General features: G+C 65.6%; 8 protein-coding genes. 2 read left to right on the top strand and 6 right to left on the bottom strand.

From position 1 onward, the window contains the following. Positions 1-33: 33 nt before the first annotated feature. Positions 34-978 (top strand): methionyl-tRNA formyltransferase, encoded by a 945-nt coding sequence (locus AC1DY7_RS08180; protein ID WP_477493138.1) that lies wholly within the window; start codon positions 34-36, stop codon positions 976-978. A 51-nt stretch (positions 979-1,029) separates the two neighbouring features. Here the strand turns inward: AC1DY7_RS08180 and AC1DY7_RS08175 are convergent, their stop codons facing one another. Both AC1DY7_RS08175 and panD read right to left on the bottom strand, forming a co-directional pair. Then, positions 1,030-2,361 carry a lysine N(6)-hydroxylase/L-ornithine N(5)-oxygenase family protein gene (locus AC1DY7_RS08175; RefSeq protein ID WP_477493137.1) on the bottom strand — a complete coding sequence of 444 codons (1,332 nt, stop codon included), beginning with the start codon at positions 2,359-2,361 and terminating at the stop codon, positions 1,030-1,032. Continuing rightward, positions 2,361-2,768, bottom strand: a complete 408-nt coding sequence (gene panD / locus AC1DY7_RS08170; protein ID WP_477493136.1) for an aspartate 1-decarboxylase — start codon at positions 2,766-2,768, stop codon at positions 2,361-2,363. Before panD ends, AC1DY7_RS08175 begins: the two co-directional genes overlap by 1 nt. A 97-nt stretch (positions 2,769-2,865) precedes the next feature. Between panD and AC1DY7_RS08165 the strand changes: the two genes are divergently transcribed. Further along, entirely contained in the window at positions 2,866-3,855 is a 990-nt protein-coding gene (locus AC1DY7_RS08165; protein ID WP_477493135.1) for an iron-siderophore ABC transporter substrate-binding protein, read from the top strand. On the opposite strand, the gene AC1DY7_RS08160 is transcribed toward AC1DY7_RS08165, so the two are convergent. From AC1DY7_RS08160 to AC1DY7_RS08145, 4 genes are read right to left on the bottom strand one after another with little or no spacing between them, the layout of a single operon-like run. Continuing rightward, positions 3,833-4,633, bottom strand: a complete 801-nt coding sequence (locus tag AC1DY7_RS08160; protein WP_477493134.1) for an ABC transporter ATP-binding protein — start codon at positions 4,631-4,633, stop codon at positions 3,833-3,835. The two genes, AC1DY7_RS08165 and AC1DY7_RS08160, sit on opposite strands and share 23 nt — an antisense overlap. 3 nt (positions 4,634-4,636) lie before the next feature. Then, complete coding sequence (locus AC1DY7_RS08155) at positions 4,637-5,698, bottom strand: FecCD family ABC transporter permease (RefSeq protein WP_477493133.1); 1,062 nt, start codon at positions 5,696-5,698, stop codon at positions 4,637-4,639. Further along, positions 5,695-6,726 carry an iron chelate uptake ABC transporter family permease subunit gene (locus AC1DY7_RS08150; protein WP_477493132.1) on the bottom strand — a complete coding sequence of 344 codons (1,032 nt, stop codon included), beginning with the start codon at positions 6,724-6,726 and terminating at the stop codon, positions 5,695-5,697. The genes AC1DY7_RS08155 and AC1DY7_RS08150 overlap by 4 nt, the downstream gene beginning before the upstream one ends. 13 nt (positions 6,727-6,739) lie before the next feature. Next, positions 6,740-7,576: a siderophore-interacting protein gene (locus AC1DY7_RS08145; RefSeq protein ID WP_477493131.1), complete on the bottom strand. Its 837-nt coding sequence runs from the start codon at positions 7,574-7,576 to the stop codon at positions 6,740-6,742. Positions 7,577-7,683 lie beyond the last annotated feature (107 nt).

The following is a 7,683-nucleotide window of genomic DNA, read 5'->3' as shown; positions in this document are numbered from 1 at the left end:
TTGCCAAAGACAGCCAGATACAGAAGGTGAGACATGCGGGTAGCAATGTTCGGGTACCAGACCTGGGGACACAAGACCCTGGAGGCACTCATCAAATCACCTCACGAGGTCGTCCTGGTAGTCACCCACCCACCGAGTGACCAACCGTATGAATCGATTTGGGCGGATTCGGTGGAAGAACTGGCCAGGGCCCACAACATCCCGGTGCACCTGGCACAGCGGCCCGACGACGCACTGATCGAGCGGGTACGCACTGCGGCGCCCGACATCATGGTGGCCAACAACTGGCGCACCTGGCTCCCGCGTGAGCTGTTCGAACTACCGCCCCATGGGACATTGAATCTGCATGATTCGATGCTGCCCCGCTTCACCGGCTTCTCGCCGGTCATCTGGGCAATGATCAGCGGCGCCAACGAGGTTGGACTGACCGCACACCGCATGGACGACGACCTGGACACCGGCGATATCGTGCTGCAACGGGCCATTCCGATCGGCGCGAAGGACACCGGCACGGAACTGGTGCGCGCCACCATCGACCTGATCCCCGACGTGCTGATCGAATCGCTGGACCTCATCGAGCGCGGGACGGCCGTCTGGACCCCCCAGGACCTCGATGAGCGCACGTTCTTCCACAAGCGCTCGGCCCGGGACAGCCTGATCGACTGGCGTTGGTCTGCAGTCGAATTGGACCGCTTCGTGCGCGCCCTGTCCGACCCCTACCCGAACGCGGTCACCTACTACCGCGGTGAGCGCATCCGCGTCCTGAAGGCGTCGGTGTCGCGCTTCCGCTACGGCGGCACCCCGGGCCGGGTGTTCATCGCCGAGGGTGACGGCATGGTGATCGTCGCCGGCGCCGACGCCCACCGCGGTCAGGAATCCGGCCTGGTCATCGAGCGGGTGCGCCTCGACGACGGGACCGAACTGCCCGCGCTGGAGTACTTCGGGCGCGGCGGCGGATACCTCACCGACCGGCCGTGAACGCCGCCTAGCGGGGTCGGCCTGGCCAACCCCGCTACGGCACAGAATGTTTCAGTACCCGCCGACCAATTCGTGGGTCCGGCTGCCAACCTGCACGTGCCGGGCGATGGATTCGACGATCTCGCCACTGCGCACCGCGACGTTCGACAGCAGCGATGAGCTCAATCCATGCGTGTGCTCCGTGCCGCCCTGTAGGTAGATCGCACCGGAGATATCCCGGGACGTGCGCAGCCGGTAGTCGCGGGTCAATTCGGGCCGGTCGACCCCCAACTCGCCGACGTCGAAGAGATCACCGAGCATGTCCGGCAACGGCATCGGGACGAATCCCGTCGCGTACACCACCGCATCGCAGTCCAGCACCTCGACGGTACGGGTCGGGTGATGCTCGATGCTCACCCGCACGCCCTTGTCGTCCTCGACGGTGCTCTGCACACTGGAGGCACCGCGGAAGAAGAGCCGGCGCTTACCCGCCACCCGCTCGGCATATTCACGGGTGTAGAGCTCCTCGATGAGCGGCAGATCGACGCACGAGTAGTTGGTGGCCCGGTGGTAGTCGATCAACCGCTGCCGCACCGTCGGTGCAGCGGTGTAGAAATCGTCGACCGCGGCGGGATCGAAAACCCGGTTGGCGTAAGGACTGTCATCTGCGGGGCTGTATCCGTACTTGGCGAACACCCCGTGAACTTCGGCATTCGGGTAGGTGACGTGCAGATAGTCGGTGACCTCGGCCGCACTCTGACCGGCCCCCACCACGACGAAACGGTTGTGGTCCGTCGACGGGACCTTGGGGATCTTGGTCAGCAGCTGATGATTGTGGAACTGACGTGCGGTCTCGCTGATCCCCAGCGGCAACTGCGCCTGTAGCCCACCGGCCAGCACGACGGTGCGGGCCCGCAATGTCGAGAGGATACTGTCACATTCGACATCGATTGCAAGCCAGTCACCCTCGTCGCGCACCGCGATCGCGCGGGTTCCGTAGTGCACCGTGGCGCCGACCCGTCCCGCTGCCCATTCCAGGTAGTCGTGGAATTCCAGCCGGGTCGGGAAGAACGTCTGGTGGTTGATGAAATCGTTGAGGCGGCCGCGCTCGGTCAGATAGCTCAGGAACGTGTACCGGCTGCGCACATTGCGTTGACTGACCAGGTCCTTGAGGAACGAGATCTGCATGGTCGTGCCCGGGATGAGCATGCCGGTGTGCCAACCGAATTCGGGCTTGGACTCGATGAACTCCGCGGTAATGGCGGGAGTGGGCCCGCGGTCGTGGTTGTGTTCTTCGATCGCGATTGCCAGACCGAGGTTGGACGGGCCAAAGCCCACACCGACGACGTCGAGCACCCGGTCTATTCCGTTGCCAGAATTACCGTTTCCGGAGATGAAGGGCATCAGGCGCCTGCCATCTGGTTGATCGCACCCGGGACCGGCTCGGACGGATCGGAACCCAGCGCCACGATGCGGTTGTGTTCGTCGACGTGCACGACCCGCGGTGCGTGGTCGGGGATCTCCCGGTCGTCGAGGGTGCGGAACGACATGATGATCACCAGGTCACCCGGGTTGATCAAATGTGCTGCCGCCCCGTTGATCCCGATGACGCCCGAACCCGCGGCCCCCGTGATCGCGTACGTGGTGAGGCGCGCGCCGTTGGTGATGTCGACGACGTCCACCTGCTCGCCTTCGAGAATGTCCGCGGCGCGCATCAACTCCTGGTCGATGGTGATCGATCCGACGTAGTGCAGGTCGGCCTGGGTCACGGTGGCGCGATGCACCTTGCCGCCCAGCATGGTTCGGAACATATGTCCCTCCAGCGATTGTTAAGTTAGTTCACACCCGACTGGCAGTCAGTCGCGAAGCGTAGGTTAACCTAACCTTATGTCGCTTACAAACCCCGGAATGGTCTTCCGGCGTACCACGATCATTCTGGCTGCCGCGGCGCTCAGCACCGGCCTTCTCGCCGGTTGCGGCGGATCCACCGCAAAGGACGAGAACACCAGCTCCAGCAGCGCTGCCGCCGCGGAATCCGTTGTCATTTCGCACAAGTTCGGCGAAACCACCATTCCCGCCACGCCGCAGCGAGTGGTGACCGTCGGCTGGAACGACCAGGACGATGTGCTGGCACTCGGCGTGGTACCTGTGGGTACCCGTAGCTTTTTCGACAACTACAACGACTTTCCCTGGGTGAAGGAAGCCACCGATGGCAAGGGCGTGCCGGTCATCCCCGGCGACGAGATCAACTACGAGGCCATCGCGAAGGCAAAGCCGGACGTCATCTTCGCCGTCTCCGAGACCATCGACAAGAAGACATATGACCAGTTGTCGCAAATCGCGCCGACGGTCGTGCAGTCTGACAAGTACGCCGACGAGGAAACTCCCTGGGACGTCCAGCTTCTGACCATCGGCAAGACCCTCGGCAAGGAGAAGGAAGCCCAGGCGCTCGTCGACAAGGTCAACACTAAAATCACCGAGACCAAAACCTCGCATCCCGAGTTCGCCGACAAGACCTTGGTCGCCGACTACACCTCGGAACTGAACTCGCAGTACCTGCTCCCGGCCGGCCACGCACACCGTCAGCTGTTCGACGCGCTGGGCTTCAAAGCTCAGGCCGATTCGGGAGACGTCTCGGATGAGAAGCTCTCGCTGCTCGACGGTGATGTGTTGTTCGTGAACGGCCTCACCAAGGAGCAGGTGGCGAGTTCACCCGCGTTCGCTCGTCTCAAGGTCGTCCAGGATGATCGCACGCTGTACGCCGGTTCGGAATCCACGCTCAGCGGCGCGCTGACCTACAACGGACCCGAGGCGATTCTGTACGCGCTCGATGTGCTCACCCCGCAGCTGAGCAACGCGCTGACCGGTAAGCCGGTCACCGATCTCTCCAACTCCTAGTTGACGCCCGGGGAATCACCAGCGGCGTACCCGTTTCCGGGTCGTCGATGATCTGACATTTCAGGCCGTACACCTCTTCGACCAGTTCGGCGGTGATCACCGCGGCCGGATCACCTTGGGCCACAATGGCCCCAGCTTTCATCGCGATGATCCGGTCGGCGAACCGGCAGGCGTGGTTGAGATCGTGCAGCACCGCGACGACGGTGCGGCCCTGGGTGGCGTTCAACTCCACGAACAGATCCAGCAGTTCGATCTGATGGGCGATGTCGAGGTAGGTGGTCGGCTCGTCGAGCAGGATCAACGGGGTCTGCTGAGCCAGCACCATCGCCACCCAGACCCGCTGGCGCTGCCCACCGGAGAGCTCATCGACGGGCCTTCCGGAGATGGCGGTGACGCCGGTGGCGGCCATGGCGTCGGCGACCGCCTGCTGGTCCTGCTGCGAATACTGCCGCAGCACGCGTTGATGCGGAAATCTGCCCCGCAACACCAGATCTGCCACCGTGATGCCCTCGGGTGCGATGGATGTCTGCGGTAACAGTCCCAGCTTGCGGGCGACATCCTTGGTCTTGAGCGTGGCGATGTCGGCGCCGTCGAGGACGACGTGCCCGGCCGTCGGGCGCAGCAGCCTCGCCAGACCCCGCAACAACGTCGACTTGCCGCAGGCATTCGGGCCGACGATGGCCGTGACGGCACCCTCGGCGATGTCGACCGTCAGCGCGTCGACGATGCGTCGATCCCCGTAGCCCAGCGTCAACGCGCGCGCACCCAAATCGGTCATGTCTCACCGCCCCCTTCGGGTCTGTAGCACCAACAGCCAGATCAGATACGCCCCGCCGGCCACCACGGTGATCGCGCCCACCGGAAGTTCCGCCGGGGCAAAGATTCTCAGCGCGATCAGGTCACTGGAGAGCAGCAGGAAGGCGCCCATGACGGCCGAGGAGATCAGTCCGACGCCGGGTGTGCCCGCCACCCGGCGGGCCAGTTGGGGTGCCGCCAGCGCCACGAACGAGATGGGCCCGGCCGCCGCGGTGGCCACCGCGATGAGCAGCACCCCGATACCGAAGTACGCGATGCGGGCCCGCTCGGGCCGCACGCCGAGTCCGCCGGCCGCGTCGTCGCCCATCTGCAGGACCGCCAGCTGCGGCCCGATGGGCACCAGCAGGAGCACTACTACCGCGACGCACACCAGCACCGGGATGGCCTGCTCCCAGTGCAGGCCGCTGAGGGTGCCCTGCTGCCAGATGGCCGCGGTGATCGCTTGGTGCAGTTTGATTTTGAGGATGATCCACTGGTTGAACGAGCTCATCATGGCGCCCACGCCGATACCGACGATGATCAGCCGGAAGCCTGCCATCCCGTTGCGGTAGGCCAACAGGTACACCACCACCGCGGTCAGCAGACCGCCGATCACCCCACCGAGCGCGGTGACGTAGTACCCACCCCCGAAGGCGCCGATCGCCACCAGCGCACCGGTGTAGGCCCCGAAGTTGAATCCGATGACATCCGGACTACCCAAAGGGTTTCGGGTCAGTGCCTGGAAGATGGCGCCCGACATCCCCAGTGCCGCCCCGATCACCAGCGCGAGCACGATCCGCGGCAGCCGCCACTGCAGCACCAGGACGCTGACGAATCCTTGTTCGCGACCGGTCAGCACGCCGATCACCTCGCCGGGCGACACCGGGTACTCCCCCACCCCCAGCGCCAGCACCGCCAACATCAGCGCACCGACCCCGAGTGCCGACAGCACCGCGACACTGCGCCACGATGCCCGCAGCGCCAACGTTGGTTCACGGCGCAGCACCAGTTGGCTGCGCCCGAAATCGACGGGCTCGGGCCGGTTCACAAGCCGCTCGCCTTCGTGCGGCGCACCAGCCAGATCAACACCGGGGCTCCGATGAAGGCGGTGACGATGCCGGCCGGCAGCTCACCGGGAGGCACGACGACCCGCCCGACGACGTCGGCCACCAACAGCAGCGCCGGTGCGGCGAGCACGCTGTAGGCACAGATCCACCGCCAGTCCGGGCCGGTGAACCAGCGCACGGCGTGCGGCACCATCAGGCCCACGAATCCGATCGGGCCGGCCGCGGCCGTGGCCGCTCCGGTCAACAAGGTCACCGCCACCAGTCCGAGGACCCGGGTGCGAACCACATTGCCGCCCATCGCGACCGCAAGGTCGTCGCCCAGGGCGATGGCGTTCAGGCCTCGGCTGACGTAGAGACACAGCGCCGCCCCGACGATCACGAACGGGGCGACCGTCGCAGCGACCTCCATGGGTCTGCCGTCCAGCGCACCGGCGTCCCAGAACCGCATCGAGTCGAAGGCCCGCGGGTAGCGCAGCCGGATGGCGAACGAGATCCCATCGGCCACAGCGCCGATCGCGACGCCCGCCAGCAGCATCCGCACCGGCGTCGCCGTCATCCGCCCGGATGCGGCCACCCCGTACACCGCCAACATCGCCACGAATGTTCCGAGAAACGCGAACCAGATGTAGCTCTGCAGTGAATGCAATCCCAGCAGTGCGATGGCCGAGACCACGAACAGCCCCGCCACCCCTTCCAGACCCAGGATCTGGCTGTCGGCCAACGGGTTTCGGGTGATGCCCTGGATCAACGCACCGGACAGGCCCAGCGCGATGCCGACCACGATGCCCAGCACGGTGCGCGGGATGCGCAACTCGTGCACGATCCATTCGTTGCCGGTGTCGGTGTAGTCGGCGACGGCGCGCCACACCGTCGACAGATCCACGGTTTCCGCGCCGACGGCCAGGCTGAGGACGCACACCAGTGTCAGCACGGCCCCACAGATCGCCAGACCCGTCAGACGGCGGCGGTGTGGGGAGCGCAGTTCGGCGTGGGCGGTCGCTGTCGCCATGGGCTACAGATGCCTACAGGCCGGCGCGTTCGAGCGCGAGATCGTATTCCTCGGCAGCGATCTTCTCGCTCTTGCCGTCGGCCAGGGCCCGCTCGTAGATCGCTTCGACCTCGACGCTGACCGCCTCGTACCGGCGATCCCAGGTTTCGGAGTCGAACCGCCAGTACCCGACGATGTCGTATTGATCTGCCACCCAATCGTATTCACTGCGCAGGTACTTGCGCACCACCCGGGTGGCCTGCGCCTCTCCGGCGAACCAGCAGTACCCACGACCGTCGGCATGGGTGTGGGCACGCACCAGTTCGGGCAGCTTGCTGGGGGCGTGCCCGTTGCCGCTGCCGATGCTGACCACGACGGGGATGTCGGGCCGCACAGGCAGATAGCTCAGATCACTGCGGTCGGCGACCTCCACGATGACCGCGGCATCAGTGCCGGGCGGGAGCTCCTCCAGAATGCGGGCCAGCGCCGGCAGCCCGGACAGATCGGCGATCAACAGCTGCCAGGACGAGGACGGCTCGGGCCGGTACCAGCTGCGCGCATGGTCCAGCTGCACCCGCTGGCCCACCGCGGCGTGACGTACCCAAGCTGTGGCCAGGCCGCGCTCGTGCAGGATGAAGTCACACGTCACGTGGTGGCCGGCGCGGCGGCGCACGCTGTAATTGCGGCCTTCCGGGTCATCCTGCATATCCGGCGGACCGGGGTGGCCGGGTGCGGGAAAGTAGATGCCGAGGGCCGCGTCGCCGACTTCCGGCAGCTCCAGCGCCTCCATGTCGGCCACCTCGAACACCACCTGCCGGATCCGCGGTCCGACATCGCTGACCGCAGTAACGACACCCTGCACGGTTCCCATGTAAGGGAGGCTAACCTAAGTCGAATTGGCTGCTCCCACCGCGCGCCGCTGTGCAGTTATGGCTATGCGACAGACATGGCACTTCGCCGCCGTATCACCATGTGAGC

The sequence above is a fragment of the Mycobacterium sp. P2_H7 genome (assembly GCF_056403275.1).
The sequence above is the reverse complement of the archived record's forward strand: the minus strand, read 5'-3'. Positions and strand labels throughout refer to the sequence as shown.

Bases quoted from the DNA above. Each gene is read 5' to 3' on its own strand.
- AC1DY7_RS08180 (WP_477493138.1), top strand. From the start codon at position 34: ATGCGGGTAGCAATGTTCGGGTACCAGACCTGGGGACACAAGACCCTG.
- AC1DY7_RS08175 (WP_477493137.1), bottom strand. From the start codon at position 2,361: ATGCCCTTCATCTCCGGAAACGGTAATTCTGGCAACGGAATAGACCGG.
- panD (WP_477493136.1), bottom strand. From the start codon at position 2,768: ATGTTCCGAACCATGCTGGGCGGCAAGGTGCATCGCGCCACCGTGACC.
- AC1DY7_RS08165 (WP_477493135.1), top strand. From the start codon at position 2,866: ATGGTCTTCCGGCGTACCACGATCATTCTGGCTGCCGCGGCGCTCAGC.
- AC1DY7_RS08160 (WP_477493134.1), bottom strand. From the start codon at position 4,633: ATGACCGATTTGGGTGCGCGCGCGTTGACGCTGGGCTACGGGGATCGA.
- AC1DY7_RS08150 (WP_477493132.1), bottom strand. From the start codon at position 6,726: ATGGCGACAGCGACCGCCCACGCCGAACTGCGCTCCCCACACCGCCGC.
- AC1DY7_RS08145 (WP_477493131.1), bottom strand. From the start codon at position 7,576: ATGGGAACCGTGCAGGGTGTCGTTACTGCGGTCAGCGATGTCGGACCG.